General features: G+C 37.0%; 19 protein-coding genes. All 19 read left to right on the top strand.

Going from position 1 to position 21713, the window contains the following annotated elements; all coding sequences use genetic code 11:
* Positions 1–54: 54 nt before the first annotated feature.
* The 19 genes from EHS15_RS12625 to EHS15_RS12715 are packed head-to-tail and all read left to right on the top strand — an operon-like array spanning position 55 to position 21705.
* Positions 55–1218 (top strand): DegT/DnrJ/EryC1/StrS family aminotransferase, encoded by a 1164-nt coding sequence (locus tag EHS15_RS12625; protein ID WP_135760937.1) that lies wholly within the window; start codon positions 55–57, stop codon positions 1216–1218.
* Between the two features lie 4 nt (positions 1219–1222).
* The gene (locus EHS15_RS12630) at positions 1223–2974 is read left to right on the top strand and encodes a carbamoyltransferase family protein (RefSeq protein ID WP_135760938.1); all 1752 of its coding nucleotides are present in this window, start codon (positions 1223–1225) and stop codon (positions 2972–2974) included.
* Entirely contained in the window at positions 2922–4640 is a 1719-nt protein-coding gene (locus tag EHS15_RS12635) for a cytidylyltransferase domain-containing protein (protein ID WP_135760939.1), read from the top strand. The genes EHS15_RS12630 and EHS15_RS12635 overlap by 53 nt, the downstream gene beginning before the upstream one ends.
* Positions 4628–5884, top strand: coding sequence for a DegT/DnrJ/EryC1/StrS family aminotransferase (locus tag EHS15_RS12640; RefSeq protein ID WP_135760940.1), 1257 nt, complete (start codon positions 4628–4630; stop codon positions 5882–5884). Before EHS15_RS12635 ends, EHS15_RS12640 begins: the two co-directional genes overlap by 13 nt.
* Complete coding sequence (locus EHS15_RS12645) at positions 5881–6927, top strand: polysialyltransferase family glycosyltransferase (protein WP_135760941.1); 1047 nt, start codon at positions 5881–5883, stop codon at positions 6925–6927. Before EHS15_RS12640 ends, EHS15_RS12645 begins: the two co-directional genes overlap by 4 nt.
* An 8-nt stretch (positions 6928–6935) precedes the next feature.
* Positions 6936–7472 (top strand): GNAT family N-acetyltransferase, encoded by a 537-nt coding sequence (locus EHS15_RS12650; RefSeq protein WP_135760942.1) that lies wholly within the window; start codon positions 6936–6938, stop codon positions 7470–7472.
* 49 nt (positions 7473–7521) lie between these two features.
* Positions 7522–9288, top strand: coding sequence for a carbamoyltransferase C-terminal domain-containing protein (locus tag EHS15_RS12655; protein ID WP_135760943.1), 1767 nt, complete (start codon positions 7522–7524; stop codon positions 9286–9288).
* A 17-nt stretch (positions 9289–9305) separates the two neighbouring features.
* Positions 9306–9935 carry a class I SAM-dependent methyltransferase gene (locus EHS15_RS12660; protein ID WP_246052140.1) on the top strand — a complete coding sequence of 210 codons (630 nt, stop codon included), beginning with the start codon at positions 9306–9308 and terminating at the stop codon, positions 9933–9935.
* A 21-nt stretch (positions 9936–9956) separates the two neighbouring features.
* The gene (locus EHS15_RS12665; protein WP_135760945.1) at positions 9957–11381 is read left to right on the top strand and encodes a DUF4910 domain-containing protein; all 1425 of its coding nucleotides are present in this window, start codon (positions 9957–9959) and stop codon (positions 11379–11381) included.
* Entirely contained in the window at positions 11378–12106 is a 729-nt protein-coding gene (locus EHS15_RS12670; RefSeq protein WP_135760946.1) for a cytidylyltransferase domain-containing protein, read from the top strand. The genes EHS15_RS12665 and EHS15_RS12670 overlap by 4 nt, the downstream gene beginning before the upstream one ends.
* Positions 12103–13467, top strand: a complete 1365-nt coding sequence (locus EHS15_RS12675; protein ID WP_167884228.1) for a glycosyltransferase family protein — start codon at positions 12103–12105, stop codon at positions 13465–13467. The genes EHS15_RS12670 and EHS15_RS12675 overlap by 4 nt, the downstream gene beginning before the upstream one ends.
* Positions 13467–14234 (top strand): SDR family oxidoreductase, encoded by a 768-nt coding sequence (locus EHS15_RS12680; protein ID WP_135760947.1) that lies wholly within the window; start codon positions 13467–13469, stop codon positions 14232–14234. The genes EHS15_RS12675 and EHS15_RS12680 overlap by 1 nt, the downstream gene beginning before the upstream one ends.
* Complete coding sequence (locus tag EHS15_RS12685; protein ID WP_135760948.1) at positions 14209–15162, top strand: aldo/keto reductase; 954 nt, start codon at positions 14209–14211, stop codon at positions 15160–15162. The genes EHS15_RS12680 and EHS15_RS12685 overlap by 26 nt, the downstream gene beginning before the upstream one ends.
* Before the next feature lie 14 nt (positions 15163–15176).
* On the top strand, positions 15177–16025 hold the full coding sequence (locus EHS15_RS12690; protein ID WP_135760949.1) for an N-acetylneuraminate synthase family protein: 849 nt from the start codon (positions 15177–15179) through the stop codon (positions 16023–16025).
* A 51-nt stretch (positions 16026–16076) separates the two neighbouring features.
* On the top strand, positions 16077–16994 hold the full coding sequence (locus tag EHS15_RS12695; RefSeq protein ID WP_246052200.1) for a glycosyltransferase: 918 nt from the start codon (positions 16077–16079) through the stop codon (positions 16992–16994).
* Positions 16991–17686 (top strand): WbqC family protein, encoded by a 696-nt coding sequence (locus tag EHS15_RS12700; protein ID WP_135760951.1) that lies wholly within the window; start codon positions 16991–16993, stop codon positions 17684–17686. The genes EHS15_RS12695 and EHS15_RS12700 overlap by 4 nt, the downstream gene beginning before the upstream one ends.
* The gene (locus EHS15_RS12705) at positions 17679–18884 is read left to right on the top strand and encodes a DegT/DnrJ/EryC1/StrS family aminotransferase (RefSeq protein ID WP_135760952.1); all 1206 of its coding nucleotides are present in this window, start codon (positions 17679–17681) and stop codon (positions 18882–18884) included. Before EHS15_RS12700 ends, EHS15_RS12705 begins: the two co-directional genes overlap by 8 nt.
* Before the next feature lies 1 nt (position 18885).
* Entirely contained in the window at positions 18886–20595 is a 1710-nt protein-coding gene (locus tag EHS15_RS12710; RefSeq protein ID WP_135760953.1) for an ATP-binding cassette domain-containing protein, read from the top strand.
* Positions 20596–20649: 54 nt separating this feature from the next.
* Entirely contained in the window at positions 20650–21705 is a 1056-nt protein-coding gene (locus EHS15_RS12715; protein ID WP_135761473.1) for a putative sugar O-methyltransferase, read from the top strand.
* Positions 21706–21713 lie beyond the last annotated feature (8 nt).

A 21713-nucleotide genomic window follows, 5' to 3' on the forward strand; every position in this document is an offset into this window, starting at 1 on the left:
TGAATTCAAGTTTGTTTGCAACTTTAAAAAAGATATTCGATAAGCAGGAAAAAAATGCCAGGGTTTGAGTTAATCGGTAACGAAGAATTTGAAGAATTAAAAGATCTTTTCGATAGAAGTAAAATTCTTTTTAGACATGGTTTTGATGCGATTCGAAACGGGGTTTATAAAGTTAGGGATTTTGAGTTAGCCTTTGCCGAACATTTCGGGTATAAGGACGCTTTGGCGGTCACTTCAGGAACCGCAGCTTTGAAAGTTGCTATAAAGGCCGCTGGAATCGGAAAAGGAGATGAGGTGATTACTCAGTCTTTTACTTTTCTAGCTACAGTGGAAGCAATCGTAGAAGCAGGTGCAACTCCTGTTATTTGTGAGATAGATGAATCTCTTAATATGGATCCATCTTTATTGGAATCTTTGATTACTCCGAAAACGAAAATGATTATTCCCGTGCACATGTTAGGTGTTCCTGCGAAAATGGACCAGATACTTACGATTGCCCGCAAACACAAATTATTAGTTATGGAAGACACTGCTTGGGGTTGCGGCGGTAAGTTCCAAGGTAAGTATTTGGGAACCTTGGGTGATATAGGAAGTTTCAGCTTTGATTTCGCCAAAATCATCACTACCGGCGAAGGCGGAATGATTGTCGCTAAAGATCAAAACCTTTTGGATAGAGCGAAAGCATACCATGACCATGGTCATGAGAATAATCCCAAACTTCCCAGATGGGAAGATTCCAGAAGTAGTTCCGGTTTTAACTATCGTATGACGGAGATGCAGGGATCTGTAGGTCTCGCTCAATTAAAAAAACTAAATACGATCGTCGAAGCGCAAAGAAAAAATCAGGCTAAAATCAAATCTATCGTTTCTCAATTTCAGGGAATTCGTTTCAGGGAAGTTCCTGAAACCGGGGAAGAAACAGCAGATGCTCTTGTTTTTTTTACGGAAACACCGGAAAAAGCCAAAGAGTTTAGAGCAGCGATGTTGGAACAAGGACTAGGGACTAAGATTTTACCGGAAGCAATTTCCTGGCATTTTGCGGGAACATGGAATCATATTGAGGAACTTAATTCTAAATATAATAGTTTAGAAAATGCATTCCCTAAGTCTCTGGAGCTATTGAATAAAAGCGTTGCTATACCGATTCAGGTAAACATGCAAGAGCAGGCATTGGAAAAAATAAATTCTGCAATGATTAAGGTATTTAAAGGTAAGTAAAGAAATGAAAATATTAGGAATTAATGCATTCGGTCACGATACTTCGGCAGCTTTGGTGATTGACGGAAAGTTAATCGCTGCGGTGGAAGAAGAAAGATTAAATCGTGAAAAGAGCACAAGAGCATTTCCTCATCTATCAATCGATTATTGTTTAAAACAAGCCGGTATTAAATTTGAAGATGTAGATTATATAACCTATGCCTATCAGCCTCATCTTTGGCTTTTGCAAAGGTTTTTGTATCATCAGTTTCGCTTCTTCCCTGATGCGTTAGGTGAAATTAAATACGCGAAAAGAATGATTTCAAAATTTATGTTTTTGAAATCCAATATTCGTAAAGAGTTGAAGACAGATAAACCGATTATCCTGATCAAACACCACGATGCACATATCGGAAGTACTTTTTTAGTTTCTCCTTTTGACGAAGCTGCTATACTCACTCTGGACGGGCTTGGTGAATATGAAACTAGTGTTCAAGCAGTAGGTAAGGGCACTGAAATAAAAAGATTAGATAATATACTTTTCCCGAATTCTCTCGGCTCTATGTATGCCTGTATTTCACATTTTGTTGGTTATACGGCAGAGCTTGATGAAGGAAAGGTAATGGGTCTTGCTGCCTATGGAGATGCTTCCGAATATTATAACGATTTCAAGAAGCTGGTTAAACTGAAAAAAGACGGAACTTTCGAATTGGATCTTTCCTATTTCGAATATCACAAGAAAAGAGATACTTGGGTTAGTGATAAGTTTTATAAAGTTTTTGGACCCAAAAGAGCTAAACATGAAGAAATGACTACTCGTCATATAAATGTTGCCGCTGCGGCTCAAAAAGTATTAGAAGATACTGTTCTACATATTTCCGAATCACTCTATAATAAAACAAAAATGAAGGCTCTTTGTCTGGCAGGCGGGGTTGCTTTGAATAGCGTAGCAAACGGAAAAATCGTCGAGCAGGGGCTGTTTAAAGAAATTTTTATCCAACCTGCCAGTGGTGACAACGGATTGCCGTTAGGCGCCGCTTTTTATGTTTATAATACTTTGAAAAAGCAGAAACGTGTTTTCGTAGAAAAAGACACATATTTAGGACCGGAATATCCTGAAGAAGATATCATCAAAGCTCTTAAGAAGTACGATTTACCGGTTTATAAATCTGCGAATGTCGCCAATGAAACCGCCAAAATGTTGTCAGAAAAAAATGTAATCGGACTTTATCAAGGTAGAATGGAGTTTGGTCCTCGTGCTCTCGGAAACAGAAGTATCATTGCAGATCCTCGATTCGAAGATATGAAAGATATTGTGAACGAAAAAGTAAAATTCAGGGAAGCATACCGGCCTTTCGCACCTGCGATTCTTGCAGATCATTGTAAGGATTATTTTGAAAACGATTATACGTCCCCTTATATGCTTCTTGTTTATAAGGCGAAACCTTTCGCTAAAGATAAAATCCCTGCAGTGGTTCACCAAGACGGTACGGGAAGGGTGCAGACGGTGGAGAAAGATATTAATCCTCGATATTATAATATCATAAATGAATTTTATAATCTGACAGGCGTGCCAGTGATCATGAACACTTCTTTTAACATCAAGGATGAACCGATTGTATGTAATCCGGAGGATGCTGTAAGATGTTTTCTTGGGACTAACATTGATGCTTTGGTTTTGGAAGATTACATAGTAAAAAAGACGGATATAGATTTAAGCAAATATGGCAACCAAGAAGATTTTCGCCACAATAGAGGCCAGGCTAGCAAGCACTAGACTTCCCGGCAAAGTTTTATTGCCATTAGGCGGAGTCCCTGTCCTTCAGTTTTTAATTGAAAGGCTGAAAAGGTCCAAACTTCTTAATGGCATTATCATCGCCACTTCCTCTAATCCGGAAAACGATGCTATTGAAACTTTGGCTAAAGAAATAGGCATTCCTTGCTTTCGCGGAAGCGAGGATGACGTATTGAGTAGGGTGATCGGAGCTGCTGAGTCTCAGGGGGCGGATACGATCGTCCAACTTACCGGAGATTGTCCTTTGATGGATCCTTTGTTGATCGATGAGTGTATTTCTCACTACTTAAACGGTAACTATGATTATGTAGCGAATGAATTGGTGAGAACCTATCCTATAGGAATGGATATAGCTGTTTTTTCTCTCCCTCTTTTGAAAGATACATATAAGGAAGAGGATTTAACCGAAGCTGATAAAGAACACGTAACTACATATATTGTAGAAAGGCCTATTCGTTATAAACTACTCAATGTCCGCGCCGATGAAGAACAGGATCGTCCTGACCTTGCTTTGACCCTTGATACTCCTGAAGATTACGCTACATTAACGTCTATTGTAGATTCCTTATATCCCAAAAAGAATGATTTTTCCCTAAGGGATATTATTAAGTTTTTGGATGAGAACAAGCAGATATCTTCTATCAATTCCGAAATCAAAAGAAAAAAGAAGGAAATTCGTAAATTAAATATCGGAATCATCGGTCTAGGTAAAATTGCAAGTGATTACGATTCTGGTCCGGAAGGCACAGATGTGAATAGTCATGCAAAGGCTTTTTTACAAAATGAATTTTGCAATATAACTTCCATAATGGATAAGGATTCCGCAAGGTCGGAACGCTTTAAAGCGAAGTGGTCGTTAGATGTAGATTCTTTTACCGATATAAATCATTTTTTCGATTCGTCTTCTAATATAGATCTTTTATCTATTTGTTCCAATACTGACTCTCATTTTGAGATTCTAAAGTCCGCTTTCGAGAGGAATATTCCTTTTGTACTTTGTGAAAAGCCTATTACGGAAAAAGAAGACGAGTTAAAGGAAATCGTAAGACTTTCTCAAAAATCAAAAACAAAACTCATTATCAATCATATCCTGAGATGGGAACCTGGGGTTCATTCCATTCAAAGAGAATTGGTGGGAAAAAAGATTCAAAAAGTTACTGTGCTATATGCGAAAGGTTTTTTGCATAATGGCGTACATGTCGTTGACCTGTCCTTGTATCTATTCGGTCTTCCTAAAAAAGTGACGAAACGGAAAGAACATTCTGACGGATTGGGTTACCTAAATCTTGATTTCGATTTAATCTATGATGATTTTGAAATCTCTTTCTTTGCTTTGGATGAAAGCAGGTTTAGCATCTTTGAGTATTCTATTTTTACCGAATCCGATAAGTTTGTGATAGATGATTTAACAACTTCTATTAAAAGATATCCTCTAGTCGATCACCCTTCCATACCTAATTATAAATATTTAACTTCCGTTCCTGAGAAGATAGAATGTTTTCAAAATCAAAGCATGAAAAATGTTATAGATGATGTCGTGTTAGGTATTCGTACTGGAAATGATCTTTATTTCCGATCTAAACTGGATGATTGTGTTGCAACGATGAATACATTATTCGATATTATGAGGGCTCCATGTCAAAATTAGTATTTAACGGAGGTAATACTCCTGCCTTCAATGGAAAATTGGTTGATTATAATCCTTTCGGTGAAGAGGAAAAGAAGGCTGCGATCGCAGTATTAGAATCCGGCAATCTATCTGGTTTCGTTGCAACCGGAGATAAAAGATTTTACGGAGGAGAAAAGGTTAGGGAGTTCGAATCACTTTTTTCCGCAAGAATCGGAACTAAATATGCTGTGTCTTTCAATTCTGCGACTTCAGGGTTGGTTGCTGCAATCGGTGCATTGAAACTTTCTGTCGGAGATGAGGTGATTGTTCCTGCTCAGACAATGTCCGCTTCAGCGGCATGCGCTTTGGCATATTCTGCAATTCCTGTTTTTGCCGATGTAGAAAAAGAAACATACTGCATTGATCCTAAGTCCCTTAGGGAAAAAATATCCGAGAAGACAAAAGCTATCGTTGTCGTTCATCTATACGGCCATCCGGCAAATATGGCCGAAATTCTTTCGATTGCGAAGGAATTTAATTTAAAGATCATTGAAGATTGTTCGCAAGCTCCTACCGGATATTACAAAAATCAGAACGTGGGAACTTTCGGTGACATAGGTATTTTTAGTTTTAATTTTCATAAACACATCAATTGCGGTGAAGGCGGAATCGCTGTCGTTAATGATGAGGAACTTAGAGAAAGGCTTTGTTTGATTCGTAATCATGGTGAAGTAAAAGGTTTCCAGGGAGACTTATCCCACACTGTTGGCTGGAATTTTCGCCTAACAGAACTTCAGGCGGCGATTGCGATTGAGCAAACGAAAAAGATAGACATACTGGTCGGAACTAAACAAAAGCAGGCGCAAAAACTTACTTCTTTATTGTCCGGTTATAAGTGGCTTCAGACCCCAGTGGTTTTGGAAAATTGCTCCCATGTGTATTATGATTTTCCTATGAGACTCAATCTTGAAGGAACCGGATTGGATTTAGATAAACTCAGAAAAATCACAGCTTTAGAGAATCTTCCGATCACAGATTCTTATAAGCCATTGTATTGGTTCCCTATTTATCAAAGCCAAATTTGTTATGGAAAAGATCATTTTCCTTTTAATTTACTTTCTGAAAAGAATAAGAATAACTATCAAAAAGGAAGTTGTCCCAATGCGGAAAGCCTTTATGAAAAAGAATGTCTTACTTTTGAAATATGTTCTTATGCGTTAACGGATGATATTTTAGATTGTTTCCCTGTCATGTTCGATAAAATAACTAAAGAGTATTTTTGAAGGGTTTAATTACGTTCAATCATCCTGGAGGAAAGAATGTAGTTCTTCCTGTTGTTTCTTTTTTGTTAAATCAACATCCTGATTTACAATTAGACTTTGCTATTACCTCCGAATCTTCCGGCTTAGAAGAAGAGTTTAAAGAAAGAGTTCATGCTTATTGTCTTCCTGAGAATGTAAGTTCCGAAGATTTAAGATCTCTCGATTGGAATCAGTATCAGTTTGTGTTGAGTGGAACGAGTATTTCGGGAAACTTAGAGAAGACTGTGGTGCGTGAAGCAACTCGTTTGAAGATTAAATCTTATTCGATTGTGGATCATTGGTGCAACTATCTCTTCCGTTATGAAGAAAAAGAGGGCAGTTTCGATTCAGTCCCCGATATTATTTTTGTACCTGATGATTTGGCAAAAGTTGAAATGGAGTCATTCGGTTTTGATCAGAGTAAAATTATTTCTTCCGGGCATCCCGGTTTAGGTTCTTTAGAAAAGAAAATACATAAACTTACTTCGGAAGATAAGAATAGGATTCATAAAAATTTAAAACTGGAAAGCGGTTGGGAGTTCGCAGTTTTTGTATCCGAGCCCATTTCTCAGGATGAACACAGTGATTCCGAAATAGACGAAAGAACAGTGATTCAAGATTTTTTGATTCAACAACTTTCATGGCTGACACAAAATCGAATTCAATTGTTTATAAAGCTTCATCCGAGAGACGATCAAAAAAAATATTCGGACCTTCCTATTGAGGTAATTCCTACTCATTTAGATAAATTTGAAATTATACAATCCGCACGCTTTGTTATTGGAATCGACTCTATGCTTCTTTTGGAATCTTCTCTTCTGAATGTCCCCACTTTCAGTCTGTGCTCACTTGTATCCGGAAAATTATCGATTGGAGAAAGGTTAAGCTGGGTGAAAAGTTTTCACCCAGATCAAAGAGAAAAACTTTTGTCTTTGAACGATGTTTCTTCCGTTGAAATTCTACTTCATTCTAATTCCTGCAAATTGATTGGCGATAAGATTCTTTCTGAATTTATTCCTGCATGAAGGTTCCTATGGAAAGTATATTTTTAGAATCCGATATTGTTGCTTTGAGTTCTTTATCTCTTTCTGATTATTCCGAAACCTACTTGAATTGGCTGAATGATGAAGAGGTAAATAAATATTCATATCGTCGCTATTTTCCCACAACTAGCGCTTCGTTAGAGATATTTTTGAAGGACATTTCTAAAAGAGAGGATGAAGTTCATTTTTCTATCAAAAGAAAGTCTGATAAACTTCATATAGGGAATATTTGCCTGAAGTCGATTCATTGGCAAGCCAGATGCGCAGAGTTGGGGATATTGATCGGAGATAAATCCGCTTGGGGAAACGGATATGGAACTTCTGCGGTAAAGTTGATTGTCGAATATGGTTTCCTAAGATTGAATTTAAATCGAATCGAAATCGGTACATTTAATCCGAGCGCAAAACGGATGTTTGAGAAAAATAACTTTCAGCACGAAGGACTTAGCCGTCAGAAGATTTATATAGACGGCAAGTATTATGACGATATCAAAATGGCCATCTTGGCAGAAGATTTTTTTAAGTAATTATTGTTAATAAGTAAGAATAAAATATAAACATGGATAAACAGGTATTATGAAAATATTAGGAATTTCAGATACGCATGAAGCAGCAGCGGCAATTTTAGTTGATGGAAAGGTGATAGCTTCCGCAGCAGAAGAACGATTTTCAAGGTTAAAGTCGGACATGGGCTATCCATCACAAGCAATCAGGTTTTGTTTGGATTTTGCAGGAATTGACCCCAAAGAATTGGATGCTGTAGTGTTAGCTACGAATGATAGTCCAGCCGCTCATATTCGGATCAAAAGGGAAGCCACTTTTTCCATAAAAGATTGGGTTGATGAGCAAAATCTGTATTGGAAGAAGAAGTTTGCGGGTGAAAAAGTATCATACCATAAACTCTTCACCGAGAATCCGAAATATATTCATGATAAGTCATACGATTACGAAGGAGTCTTTAATGACTTGAACGGAGTCGATCAAGAGCGATTCAGAAAAATAAGATTCGCAAAGGCAAAAGATGATTTGGGTGTTTCTGAAGATAAAATTCATTTTATTACTCATGAGCATTGCCATTCTTATTACGGTTATTATGGCGCTAATATACGTAAAAAGGCTTTGGTTTTTACGTGTGAAGGCGAAGGCGATTATTCGAATTCAACAGTAAGTATAGCCGATGAAAAAGGACTTACTGAAATCACACATACCAAAGAAAATCATTTAGCACATTATTATCGTTATATAACTTTGATTTTGGGCATGAAGCCGAATCAGCATGAGTATAAGGTAATGGGTCTTGCCCCTTATGCTTCTGAATACGAAATCAATAAAGTTTTGCCCGTGTTTGAAGGGCTTTTGGAAGTAAAAGACGGTAATTTGGTAAAAGGGCGTCAAATCCCTGACAGTTATTTCCATTTTATCGAAGCTTTCCAAGGATTGCGTTTTGACGGAATTGCAGGCGCATTACAACGTTATCTTGAAGATCGTTTAAGTGCTTGGGTGCTTTATCACGTTAAACAAACAGGAATTAAAGATATTGTTTTCAGTGGTGGTGTCGCTCAGAATATTAAAGCGATGAAGGTCCTTAAGGATTTGCCGGAGATTAATTCGATCTTCGTAAATCCGATTTCCGGCGACGGTTCTCTTTGTATCGGAGCTTGTTATCAGTATTACAAAGAATCGAATCAGGATAAAAATCCTGATCCTTTGAATAATATCTACCTTGGTCCTTCTTTCGACAAACAAGCAGTGGCAAATTCCATTGCAGAAAGAAGAACAAAGGAAAAATTCAAGGTAATTGAATCTCCGGATGTAGATACGGTTGCTAAGTTTTTGGCAGAAGACAAAATCATTGCACGATGTGCGGGAAGAATGGAGTTCGGACAGAGAGCATTAGGAAATCGTTCCATTCTTGCAAATCCTGCGAATTACGACAATTTGCGTAAAATCAATCAGAAGATTAAAGGTAGAGATTTTTGGATGCCTTTCACTCCGTCTTTATTGGATTATCGTGCGAAAGATTATCTAATATCTCCTTTTGATTCTCCTTTTATGACTGTTGCCTTTGATTCGACTGAACTTGCTCGTAAACATCTAGCAGCTGCGATTCATCCTGCCGACTTTACTGTTCGGCCGCAAATTTTGACGGTTGAGAGAAATGCGAATTATTACGCGTTGATTCAAGCTTTCGAAAAACATACGGGAGTAGGAGCTTTATTGAATACATCCTTCAATTTACACGGAGAGCCTATCGTATGCAATCCTTCTGATGCTTTGCATACCTTGGAGAGATCTGAGTTGGACGGACTTTTATTCGATGACTTCCTTGTAATTAGAGCATAGCTTATATGTCGGATGCCATGCGGGGTATAGAAGTTTATAATAAACACGGTCATACTTGGCTTGAATCTAAAGCGAGTGATCTGCATACCCAAGACTTATTGGTTATCATATCGGAACTTGTTTCTGCCAAAGATAAGAATACACGGATATTAGATCTTTGTTGCGGATACGGCCGTTTAACATTGCCATTACTGGAAAAGGGATGGAATGTTTCCGGAGTGGATCTGTCTCCTGTGTTGATCCAGGAAGCCGAAAAAAGAAGAGTCGAAAAAAAAATAGGAGATCTTTCTACATTTAAGATCGGAGATATGAAGAGTATTCCTTATCCGGACGGAGAATTCGATTTTTGTTTTTGCGTTTGGGCAAGTTTAAATTTTTTGACTTCTTTGGAAGATCAGTTGAAAACATTCAATGAATTGTTCCGGCTTTTAAAGCCGAATGGAACTGTTTTTATTGAACTTCCTTTTCATAATGATGAAAATCCTGTCCCGCAAGAGATTGAAGCGGATGGAAATTCTTATCTGTATTTTCCGTTCACTATAACTTATTTATCAAATCTTTTGAAAGGTCTTCCGTTTAAGGATTTTACTGTAGTAGAAAGAGAAATCGCCGGAAGACGACGAATCACTGTTAATCTTCAGAAATAAATCTTTCATTTTCCAAATACAATGTATTCCAGTTCAGCAGATAAAATTTACGATCATATAGTAGCCCTTTGCGAATTTGACAGACTTCCCGGTTCAGAAGAATATGATTCCTCTTTGGGCTATGTTGTTTCTCAGATTAAAACTACTGGTTGTAAATGGAACGTATTGGATTTCCCGGCAGATGGAACTTACTGGAATTGGCAGCTTCCTTCCGGGATGTCTCATTGGAAAGATAATCGAGAAGATGCGAAGATAGCCTTCAATCAAAATCGGACTTTGAAAGTCTTGGAAGTAAGCATTTCAGGAGAAGATGAAAGAGAAGTTTTTTTTGTTACTCATCTATGCCATCCTAAACCTTCTGCGAATGACAATGCTTCCGGGCCTGCGATGTTCATCGAGCTCATTCGTTTTTTCACAAAAAATACTCCTGCCTTGTCTTTGAGATTTTTGTTTACTGTCGAGTATTGGGGAACAATCGCATATTTTTCTAAATTTATAGAAAACACAAGAAAGGCTGTTGCGGGTATTTCCTTGGATATGGTAGGTGGGGATCAAAATTTGGCCGGATCTACCATGATCGTAGACGAAATTCCTCACCATTTGGTTTGCGATCTGGATTTATTTTTACATGATCAAATGGATCGTTTGGCTCGTGCTGGCAAGTATCGTATGGTAGGGGAGCCCGTTTATTGGGCAAGGGCTCAAAAGGTTTTTTATACGGGAGGAAGTGATCATTATATTTTAAATGATTCTACTGTAAAAATTCCTTCCACATGTCTCAACACTTACCCGGATCGTTTTTATCATAGGCCGGAAGATACTCCCGATAAGATTTCAAAAGAAACCTTGGAATTCTTTTTTTCTGTCGTTGTACAGTCGTTACCTGAATATGCTCTTTCTTTGAACGGAAAGAGTGATCGGGCTGTTTTATTAAATGGTTTGTCCGTTCAAAAAGATTTATTCGGCTTTTTAGATGATCAGGAGTCTGCGGTCTTAGGAAGAAACAAAGAGAAGGATAGTTTCATCATCTCTCACTTTTTGAATCATTTTGAAAGAAGAGCCTTCGGTGATGTTTCTTTCGAGAAAAATAAAATGTTCGAACTTGCCGATCTACTCTATAAGAAAAGTTTCGGTTCTGCTTTAGAAGTTAAAACAAATACCAAGACTCCTAAATATCAAAAAACATATTTAGGACCTTTGTACAGAAATCAACTTTTCTCTACGATATCCGAAAAAGAAAAGGAACTGTTACTTTCTTTTTCCTCAAAAGACCCTCTTTTTTTCGCTAAATCAGAACTTTCCTTAAATTATCTTACGTTAGGTTATTCTTTGCTGGAGATTACTTGGCTTGTGGATCATCACTATAAAAGCAAAAATTTATTTTCTTCCTTTGAATCATTCTTTGCGATTCTGGAAAAGTATCGTTATGTAGAGGCGAAAATTTGAAGGTAGGGATTTTAATTCAAGCTCGCATGGGTTCCTCAAGGTTGCCCGGAAAAATCGCACTTCCTTTGGGAAATACTACGGTTTTAGGTTTGATGTTGGAAAGGTTGAAACGCTCCAAATACAAACAGAGTTTAGTTGTCCTTACTACGGAGGAGGAAATCGATAATCGAACCGTTCAAATAGCGGAAGAGAATTCTGTTTCTTTTTTTCGCGGTTCTAGCAATGATCTTATCAAAAGATATTTAGATGCCGCGAAACTTCATAATTTGGACGTGATCGTTCGTTTGACGGGAGATTGTCCTTTTATAGATCCTTCCATTGTCGATTATATGGTCGATTTTTATCTTTATAATAAGGGAAGAGTAGAGTTTTTTACGAATTGTTTCCAAAGGACTTTCGCAAGAGGAATGGACATAGAGATTTTGAGCTTCGATCTTCTGCGTAGGCTTGATTCTGTTTGTAAACTTCCTCATGAAAGAGAACATATTGTTCCGTATGTAGAGGAAAACACTCAAGAGTTTTTGTTTTTCGAATATCCAAATCATAAAGACGATTCCAAGTTCCGCTTAACTATTGATACTATGGAGGATTACGAAACTTTAAAATTGGTTTTGTCTTCTTTATCCTCTCCGCATTTTTCCTACTCCGATTTGATTCGTTTGGTTGAAACCAAGCCAGAGTTAATTCAAAATCAATCCGTTCATCATAAAGCTTATACAGAATGATCCTAAACAATATAATTTTTAACTCTTTCTCTTCCAAAACTGTTTTGATTCATTGTGATCATAAAAGAAGAGATTCCGGTTCTGCATTCTTAATCGCATTCTTTTTAAGAAAATTAGGATACAATACTATTTTAGGAAGTAGATTGACTTCCAAATCTCTTTATTATTTATTTCGACCGGAATTGGTTTTGCTGACTCACCCGGGAGGATTATTCACTCCAGAGGAGATGGAAGAGGCCGCCAAACATACTGTATTCGTATTATTGCACCCTGAAAGTTCAGGCATGTTGAAACATGCAATGATCGATCATATGAGAGGGGGAGATGCATCCATTGGAAATGCATATACTAAAAACATCTCCAAAGTATTCACTTGGGGAGAGCAGCTAAAGGATTGGGTCGTAGGAGCCAAACTTTATCCTAAAGAATCTGTCGAGGCAATCGGTTGTCCTAGATACGATTTTTATTTAGATGATTCCGGTCATGGCAGTCGATCCGGACTTGCCATGATGAGTTCTTTCACAGGAATCACTACTTTCGATAATAGAAATGTTTTTTTGCTTTTGGATCAGGGTAGAAATTTAGGAGGGACATACTATTCCGTTAAAGGAGGGTATGAGGATCTATTTTGGACTTCTGCCGCATTTGCAAGGGTCTATTTGGAGTTTTTGGATATTTGGTGCTTCGATCTAAAATTACCGGTTCATTTCCGATCTTATACACTTGAAAATTTTAATGATATACTTTACTTTAAGGAAAAATATAAACCTTATCTATCCTTAGATAAAGACACCCCTTTTGCAGGCTGGTTGCAAAAAAGAGGTGGAAATGTTTTTTGTTACTCAAGCTCCGTAATTGAATCCATTATCAGTAAAGTTCCTTATATCTGTGTTCAAGGTTTGATTGAAGAACGACTGGAATATCATCAACCTAGAAAAGAATTGATCGATGTAAGAGGCGAAATCTATGATTATACATACAAACCTAAATCAATGGAAGAATTCGTTGATTTGGCAAAGAAAGCAAATGACGGTAATCTTTCTTTGAAGGCGTCTCCTTCTAATAGTCCTAAGCTTAAGAAAATACTTTCAGATTATTTCGGTTATCCTAAATCCGAACCTTCTTCTTTCCGATTAGCGAAGGAAATCGATGCACTGATTCGTGACAGAAAGAAAAATAATCATAAATCTTTTCCTATGACTCGACTGATGGAATACACTCGTTCTTGTTATAATCTTGCTTTGCATTTGAAGCCAAAGATGCAGAAAACTTTGAAAGATTATCATATCATGCCCTGGGATAGAAATGACAGAGCATTTGCTGAAGAATACTTTCCAAAACTAGAAGGAATCACAAAGTAATGATTTTTAAAAATTTTTCAGAAGAGTTCAACGGTAAATTAATCCTAATTACGGGTGGTAATGGCCAAATCGGATCTGAAATTGTGGAATCTTATCTGCAAGCTTCTGCAAAAGTAATTTGTTTGGATCCTGAACCACCTCAAAAACAGCACGATCCCAATCGTTTCGAATGGATTAAAACGGATATCACTGATAAAAAAGAAGTTGAGTCCTTCTTTGCAAAGTTAATCGAAAAAAACTCTATTCCTGATATCTTAATCAATTGCGCAGGTATTTCAGTGTTCTCTCCCTTTGAAGAAAGAACAGAGGAACAATTTAATGGAGTTGTGCAGGTAAATTTGAACGGGACTTTTCTTTTGTCTCAGGCAATCTTTCGTATTTGGAAAGAACGAAATATCAAGGGAATCATATTAAACTTTGGATCTATTTATGGTGTTTCCATTGCTGATATGAGAATTTACGGAGATTCCGGTAGAAATAGTCCGGAAGTTTATGCTATTACTAAAGCGGGAATCATTCACTTTACCAAATACTTAGCACGATATGCAGCTCCTTATGGAATTAGAGTGAATTGCATTAGTCCAGGTGGGATTTTTGATAACCAGCATCCAGACTTTATCAAAAACTATGTATATAAAACTCCTTTAGGAAGGATGGGCGAGCCTACTGATTTGATCGGCGCTATCTTTTTTCTTACTTCTTCTATGTCGGGTTACATCACAGGACAAAATCTATTGGTTGATGGCGGATTTACCATTGGCGATTGAATCCTATATCACTCTTCCCGGAACCGACCTAAACATATCCAGACTAGCAATCGGAACTTGGTTGTTTGGCGGTCTTAGGTGGGGAGAGGTAGATGAAAGAGAAAGTGAAAAAACATTCCTCTCCGCAATTGATTCGGGAATTAACTTTATCGATACAGCAGATGCTTATGGGAAAGGAAAATCGGAAGAATTTGTTGCCCGTTTAACTAAAGATAGAAAAGACAATTTAGTTATTGCAACTAAAGTAGGGGTTGTTTGGAATCCTGACGGTACAAGGCGAATTGATCTTTCTAAAAACTATATACTGTCGGCTGCTGAAAAAAGTTTATCCCGCTTGAATTTGGATAAAATCGACCTTTACTTTCTTCATGAACCTGACCCTAACACTCCCATTGACGAAACAATCGAAGCATTACAAATCTTAAAGTCTCAAGGAAAAATACGTTACATAGGGTTGTCTAATTTTACTGCTCCTTTGATTGAATCTTTTCATAAGAAGATAGAGCTTTGTTGCCTTCAAGATGAATTGAATTTAATACAAAGAGAAGCAGAGACAGGTAACTTAAAATTAGCCTTTGAGTCTGGGCTCGGTTTTCTTGCATACGGTGCCTTATCTAAAGGTTTGTTGTCTGGAAAATTTAAAAAAGACAGCCAATTCTCAAAAGATGATAATCGTTCCGGGAATGATCATTTTTCTGGAGACAGATTTGAAAAGAATTTAGACAGAGTGAGTCTATTGCATGAAATTGCAATGGATTTAGGCGTCTCTACTTCCGCACTTTCCATCGCATGGATTTTAAAACTTAAACAATTAACTTCTGTTATTTTGGGGGCAAGGACTCAGGTTCAGCTTTCTGATCAAATCTCCAGCTTGGAAATCAATTTAACCGAAGATATGCATTCTCGAATCAGTGAAATTTTTAAATAAGGAATAAGTAAAATATGAGCCAAGAAATTAAAGTAGGAAATATAACAATCGGTGGAAACAATCCTGTTTTTGTCATTGCAGAAGCTGGCTTAAATCACGGAGGCGATCTCAATTTGGCGCTTAAGATGATTGATGAAGCTGCAAAGGTAGGAGCAAGCGCAATTAAATTTCAGGCTTATGATAGTACTGAGAGATTCGGGGACAATCAAGAAGCAATTACTCTGGTGAAGCCCGCAGAATTCGGTAAAAAAGAATTTTTAGCGCTGAAAGAGAGAGCAGAGAAACAGAATATTTTGTTTTTTGCGACTCCTTTTGATGTAGAGAATTTGAATATGCTAAAAGAAGTGGGGGTCCCAATTTTGAAGATCGCTTCTTGCGATGTCTGCAATACTACTTTATTAGAAGCTGCCGCAAAATCGGGATTAGTTGTTATTCTTTCTCGGGGAACAGCTAGTGAATCTGAGATTGAAACTGCAGTTTCTATTTTTACAAAAAATAAATCCCCGTTTATATTGCTTCATTGCGTTTCTTCTTATCCAATGAAGGATGAAGATGCAAATTTGGCAGCAATCGGAACACTCAAATCCAAGTATAATTTTCCTATCGGTTATTCTGATCACAGTATAGGTGTTCAAGTCCCGCTTTTGGCGGTGGCTGCGGGGGCGGAAGTGATCGAAAAACATTATACAGTCGATCGCGGCTTGAAAGGTATTGATTGGGAAATTTCTGCGGAACCAAAAGAACTGGGTCAAATTGTGACCGAATCCGAAAAGATTCGTAAAATTTTAGGGCATGGTAAGTTGGAGCCACAAGCTTCGGAACAGGAAGAGATAGAATACAGAGATAGTTTACGACGCAAATAAATGAATCTGATTTTGTTTCGTGTCGACGGAGGAACAAGAGCGGATGTGGCAATGGGTCATATTTATCGCTCTTGTTTGATTGCCGATCAGCTTCGAAATAAGTATCGGTTAGTTTTTGTTTCTCTGGATCATTCCGATTTTTCACCCGGACATAATGAAATTAACAGAAGAGGGTATTCTCTTTTATTAATTAAAGATAAAGAAGAAATGAACAGCTTATTGGATGATTTGAAACCTAAATTCGCTGTAGTTGATTTATATGAATATTCTCGAAGTGAGCTATATCCTTTTTTCTCCAGAAATATTGAAACTTTAAGTTTCGATCATTTCGACGATTCAAAAGAATTTTCTACATTCTGTATCAATCCTGTTTTGCTTCAAGGTAAAGGAAAATATGATGGATTGAACTATACTGTAATTCCTTCACCGCTCAAGCCTACTAAAGGGCAATCTATAAAGAAAATATTTCTTTCCTTTGGGGGATTTGATTTCGGCGGAATTTCAAAACGAGTTCTTTCCGTTTTAGGAAATATTCCCGGTGAATTTCAAATCAATTTGATAGTAGGTTCTTCTTTTGTAAAAGAGGAAGTTTCCGATCTTTTGCTGAAAGATTCCAGAGTTCAATTGTTTTCTAATCCGGATCATTTTAATGAAATTTTAGCTAATTCCGATCTTGCCATTGTTGCAGGAGGACTTACTTTTTTTCAATGTTTATCAGAGGGACTTCCCTCCATTGTGATTTGTCAATATCAGCATCAGAAAGAAACAGCGCTTGAAATGTCTCAAGATGCATTCATCTTGCTTGGTACTTTTGATGATGTGAGTGATTCGGAAATAGAATCCTCAATAAAAAAATTATTATTGAATCATACTTTAAGAGAACAACTTGGAAAAGCTGCTTCTTTATTAGTTGATGGGAATGGGTTAAATAGAGTGATTCAATTGATTGAGTCTGCGGTGGCAAAATGATTGGGGTGATTCTTCAACCAAACTACATCCCTTGGAGAGGTTACTTCGAACTAATCGGTAAGGCGGACGTTTTTGTTTTTCTAGACGATGTTCAATACACTCCTAGAGATTGGAGAAATCGAAATCAGATCAAGACTAAAACCGGATTGCAATGGCTGACAATTCCTGTATTTCAGACCAGCAAATTCGGACAATTGATTCATGAAGTTGAAATCGATAATTCCTCAAAATGGTTCGAGAAACATTTAAATGCGATTACGCATAATTATGCAAAAGCTCCTTACTTTAAAGAGTTCAAGGAACTTCTCGATTTATTGTATGAGGGGAAATTAAGTAATCTTTCTGAATTAGATATTTTATCTATAGAATGGATTTCTAATTATTTAGGCATAAAAACGAAGTTTGTTCGGTCTTCGCAAATTAATAACGAGGGTCAAAGACAAGATAAGCTGATTAGTATTTGCAAATCTGTTGGAATCACCACTTATATCTCCGGCCCCAGTGCCAAAAATTATATTGTCCCTGAGAAATTTGAATCAGAAAACATTTCTTTGATTTATCAGGAATATGAGTATCCCGATTATCCTCAGTTAAATGGTGAGTTTGTCGGGAATGTAACTATATTGGATCTTTTATTTAACTGCGGTAAAGATAGCCGTAAATTTATCTTTAAGGAAGAAAAAAATGTCTAAACTTGCCATTCATGGTGGGGAACCGGTACGTAAGTCTTTTTTGGTATATGGCGCTCCTGATTTAGGAGAAGAGGAAATCCAAGCTGTCGTGAGTTGTCTGAAGTCCGGTTGGCTTAGTACCGGGCCAAGCGTACAACAATTTGAGGCAGACATAAAAGCATACTCCGGAGCTAAATTTGCCATTGCAGCAAACAGTTGTACTGCGCTTTTGCATTTGAGCTTGATTGCGCATAAAATCGGCCCTGGGGATGAAGTAATTACTACACCAATGACATTCGGAGCCACTGCAAATGTTATTGAGCATGTCGGTGCGAAAGTGGTTTTGGCTGATTTGCTGCCTAATAGTTTTCATATAGATCCGAGTTCTATTCGCTCTAAAATTACTTCCAAAACAAAGGCAATTTTACCTGTACACTATGCTGGTTCTCCTTGTCAGATGGATGAGATTAACGCTTTGGCTAAAGAATTCGGTATCGCTGTCATCGAAGATGCCGCTCATGCGATTGGAACAAAATATAAGGGCAAAAAAATCGGAACAGGAGAGAATCTAACGTCTTTTAGTTTGTATGTGACAAAGAACATAGCAGCTGGAGAAGGGGGCGTTCTTACTACGAATGATGAGGAACTTGCAGATACCATTCGTGTTTACGGACTTCATGGAATGAGTAGGGGGGCTTGGCAGCGTTATACGAAAAGTTCACAAATTCATTATGATATAGTTGTGCCGGGTTATAAGTACAATATGCCGGACATCAACGCAAGTATGGCAATCCAGCAGTTGAAAAAGCTTGAGCAGTTTACTGAAAAGAGAAAAGTGATTGCCGATGCTTATTTTAAGCTTCTTGCAGATGAAACAGGGTTGGAGCTTCCTCATTCCTTAAAGGAACAAAACGAAGGGGATTTATGCACTTGGCATATATTTCCTATTTTAATCAATCCTGAAGTTTTGAGTGCGAGTAGAGAAGAAATTATGACTGCATTGATTCAAGAAAACATCGGTGTCGCTACGCATTATCGAGCTATCTATGAACAACAATTTTATAAGGAAAAATACGGTTTTAATCCTAATGACTTTCCTAATTGTGAGAGAGTATCGAAAAGAATTTTCTCCATACCTCTTTCTACTGTAATGACAATGCAGGACGTAGAAGACGTAGTTACTGCGATTAAGAAAGTGTTTGGACATTTCAAAAAATAGAATGATTCAATTTTCAAATTATAAACAAATTCTTTTGGAATTTGTTTATGTTGTAATCAAATATCCTTTCAGTTCTATCATCTTTCTGTTTGGAATCGTAATTTCTGGCAGCACGCAATTGCTTGGGTTCGGATTAGTTTATCCTGCTACTCTGCTTGCATTGAATCAAGGAAAGCCGGTTGCAAACAATGATGCTCTTTTGGAGAAGGTGCAATTTGCATTTACAACTTTGGGTTTTGATTTTAACCTTCCTAATGTTATCTTAGCTATAGTTGCCTCTGTTTTGCTCTCCTCCTTTTTCCTTTTGCTGTCTCAATACTATCAGCATAATTTTCTCCGAAAATTGGATGTAAGTCTCAGAATTGATTTTTTTAAGAAAGTTCTAAATTCTTCGTGGTCTTCCTTGTCTACATTGAATCACGGGGAGTTCGTTAGCATAGGGGCAAGAGAGATTGAGAATTATAAAATTCTTATCAAATATGATTTTATGATTCTCGCCAATCTAATCAATATTATCTTCTTTTTGACATTTTCCTTTTTTGTGGATTGGAGGGTAATTTCGGTTACTGTCGGGCTTGTTCTCTTGAATACTGTTGTATTTTTCCCTTTCTATAAGATTCTTATGGCATTAGGGCAGGTAAACGTAAAAGAATTTTCTTCTTATAACTCGATTTTGATAGAAATTGCAAAAGCTTTTAAGTATATTAAAACAAATTCTAATGAGAATAAAATTCTTTCTTATTTGGATAGATATGTAAATTCACTGCCTCGACTTTATTTTAAGTCCATGATTCTATCCGATTTTACTGCAAGACTTTCTGAGGTATTGATTGTTTTTATATTCGCTGCTATCATTTACATCAGTGTTGTTGTCTTTAAGACTCCCATAGAAAGTCTTTCCGTAATTTTTGCAATCTTAGTTAGAACATTGCCTGAAGTAAAACTTTTGACTGATAATATCAATCGTGCTGTGCATTCCTCTGTGTCCAGAATTGCGATTGAGTCGATGTTGGAAAATCTTTCTGCAGATAAACGGACGGCAGTGGGATCTACATCCAGTCTTTCTCGAAATGAAATTCAAACTATCCGTCTTGAGAAAGTTACATTCGGTTTTAATTCAGAGAGAGATCTTCTAAAAAACTTCGATTACGAGTTTCAAAAAGGAAAGTTTTATGCGATTACCGGTCAAACGGGAGTAGGTAAATCAACCTTGCTCGATTTAATATCCGGCATCTTGCTGCCGAATTCAGGATCCATCTGGATCAATGATGCTGAGATGAGTAGCTTTAATATGGCAGAAATTCATAAGAAATTAGGTTATTTAACGCAAGAGAATTTGATACTGAATGGCTCTATTTATGAGAATTTAGTATGGGGAATTGATCGCGTAATCGATGAAAAAGATATCGATTACGCTTTAAATATTTCTCAGGCATCTAATTTCGTTTCATCCAGAGATATTCATGAAGAGCTTTTACAAAGCGGTACAAATCTATCCGGTGGTCAAAAGCAAAGAATTTCGATCGCAAGAGTTCTTTTGGGAAATTATGATTTTATATTAATGGATGAGCCTACATCGGCATTGGATGCGGATACGGAAGAATCTTTCATGAAAGATTTAGCTTCTTCATTGAAAGGAAAAGTGGGAATTATCTTCGTCACGCATCGTAAATCAACGCTTCAGTATGCGGATGAAATAATTGAGTTTTAATATTTGTCAGGAAAAAATATGCAAGTGATTGATAAACCGGAAGTTCTTAAATTGATGTTGGAGGAGCTGGAAAAAGCTCCTGAGATATATCGCCCTACAAATTATTGGTATCTTCACCAAAAAGTTTTTTTGAATGAGTTAAGTAAAACGGGGTTATTCGATTTTAGAAGAAGAAAATACTCCATCTTGGAAACGTTTGGTGCAACGGATTATGATTTTAAGAATGGTGCAATTGATGTAAGAGCGAATAAGTATTTTAATAATCGTTATGTTCGATCTTTGCCTTTTTGGGCTAAGTTTATTGAATTCATAAATCGCAAGTTGAATCTTGCGTTTCCTATTATTCCTGCATATAATATTGATTATTCTCAACTAAAGGTGATTTTGTGGGAAAGGGTGGATCTTTTGGCAAAGAAGATTAAGGCAAAGCCCTTAGCTTCTTTCTCGTCTTCTTTGATTGGAAATCCGGAAGATGTAATTTCCGTTGATGGGAAAAACTATACTTTAACCGTCCTTTATTATTATCTGCGCTATCTATTTTGCCAGAAAAATATTGATTTATCAAAAGTGAAAGTGATCGCCGAGTTGGGAAGCGGTGCCGGAAAACAAGTAGAAGTATTAAAAAAACTTTATCCGGATATGATCTTTCTTCTATTCGATATCCCTCCTCAGTTATATGTATCTCAAACATATCTATCTACTTTGTTTCCTAACGATGTAGTTCCTTTTCAAGATACCCTTTCAATGGATAACATTGATTTAGCAAAAAAGGGGAAAATTTATTTTTTTGGTAATTGGAAGTTTCCAATATTAAAGAATCATAAAATAGATTTGTTTTGGAATGCCGCAAGTTTCCAGGAGATGGAACCTGATGTTGTTTCCAATTATCTTTCTATTGTGAATATGTCTGCAAAGACTGTATTTTTGCAGCAAAGAATGGAAGGCAAAGAAACCGCTTCTAAAAAAGGGGAACATGGTGTTTTAAAAGCTACTACTTTAGAAGACTATAAGGAAAATTTAAGTAATTTTAAGCTAGTGCAAATTGAAGATTCTTTAACTGCGTTCGGAACTTTAAAAGGCTATAGCGATTCCTTTTGGAAAAGAAAATAGACAAACTG

Source organism: Leptospira idonii (assembly GCF_004770995.1).
Taxonomy (GTDB): Bacteria; Spirochaetota; Leptospiria; order Leptospirales; family Leptospiraceae; genus Leptospira_A; species Leptospira_A idonii.

What these genes read in the sequence shown, in the direction of transcription:
- EHS15_RS12625 (WP_135760937.1), top strand. Translation starts at nt 55, where the DNA reads ATGCCAGGGTTTGAGTTAATCGGTAACGAAGAATTTGAAGAATTAAAA.
- EHS15_RS12630 (WP_135760938.1), top strand. Translation starts at nt 1,223, where the DNA reads ATGAAAATATTAGGAATTAATGCATTCGGTCACGATACTTCGGCAGCT.
- EHS15_RS12635 (WP_135760939.1), top strand. Translation starts at nt 2,922, where the DNA reads ATGGCAACCAAGAAGATTTTCGCCACAATAGAGGCCAGGCTAGCAAGC.
- EHS15_RS12640 (WP_135760940.1), top strand. Translation starts at nt 4,628, where the DNA reads ATGTCAAAATTAGTATTTAACGGAGGTAATACTCCTGCCTTCAATGGA.
- EHS15_RS12650 (WP_135760942.1), top strand. Translation starts at nt 6,936, where the DNA reads ATGGAAAGTATATTTTTAGAATCCGATATTGTTGCTTTGAGTTCTTTA.
- EHS15_RS12655 (WP_135760943.1), top strand. Translation starts at nt 7,522, where the DNA reads ATGAAAATATTAGGAATTTCAGATACGCATGAAGCAGCAGCGGCAATT.
- EHS15_RS12660 (WP_246052140.1), top strand. Translation starts at nt 9,306, where the DNA reads ATGCGGGGTATAGAAGTTTATAATAAACACGGTCATACTTGGCTTGAA.
- EHS15_RS12665 (WP_135760945.1), top strand. Translation starts at nt 9,957, where the DNA reads ATGTATTCCAGTTCAGCAGATAAAATTTACGATCATATAGTAGCCCTT.
- EHS15_RS12675 (WP_167884228.1), top strand. Translation starts at nt 12,103, where the DNA reads ATGATCCTAAACAATATAATTTTTAACTCTTTCTCTTCCAAAACTGTT.
- EHS15_RS12680 (WP_135760947.1), top strand. Translation starts at nt 13,467, where the DNA reads ATGATTTTTAAAAATTTTTCAGAAGAGTTCAACGGTAAATTAATCCTA.
- EHS15_RS12685 (WP_135760948.1), top strand. Translation starts at nt 14,209, where the DNA reads ATGGCGGATTTACCATTGGCGATTGAATCCTATATCACTCTTCCCGGA.
- EHS15_RS12690 (WP_135760949.1), top strand. Translation starts at nt 15,177, where the DNA reads ATGAGCCAAGAAATTAAAGTAGGAAATATAACAATCGGTGGAAACAAT.
- EHS15_RS12695 (WP_246052200.1), top strand. Translation starts at nt 16,077, where the DNA reads ATGGGTCATATTTATCGCTCTTGTTTGATTGCCGATCAGCTTCGAAAT.
- EHS15_RS12700 (WP_135760951.1), top strand. Translation starts at nt 16,991, where the DNA reads ATGATTGGGGTGATTCTTCAACCAAACTACATCCCTTGGAGAGGTTAC.
- EHS15_RS12705 (WP_135760952.1), top strand. Translation starts at nt 17,679, where the DNA reads ATGTCTAAACTTGCCATTCATGGTGGGGAACCGGTACGTAAGTCTTTT.
- EHS15_RS12710 (WP_135760953.1), top strand. Translation starts at nt 18,886, where the DNA reads ATGATTCAATTTTCAAATTATAAACAAATTCTTTTGGAATTTGTTTAT.
- EHS15_RS12715 (WP_135761473.1), top strand. Translation starts at nt 20,650, where the DNA reads ATGTTGGAGGAGCTGGAAAAAGCTCCTGAGATATATCGCCCTACAAAT.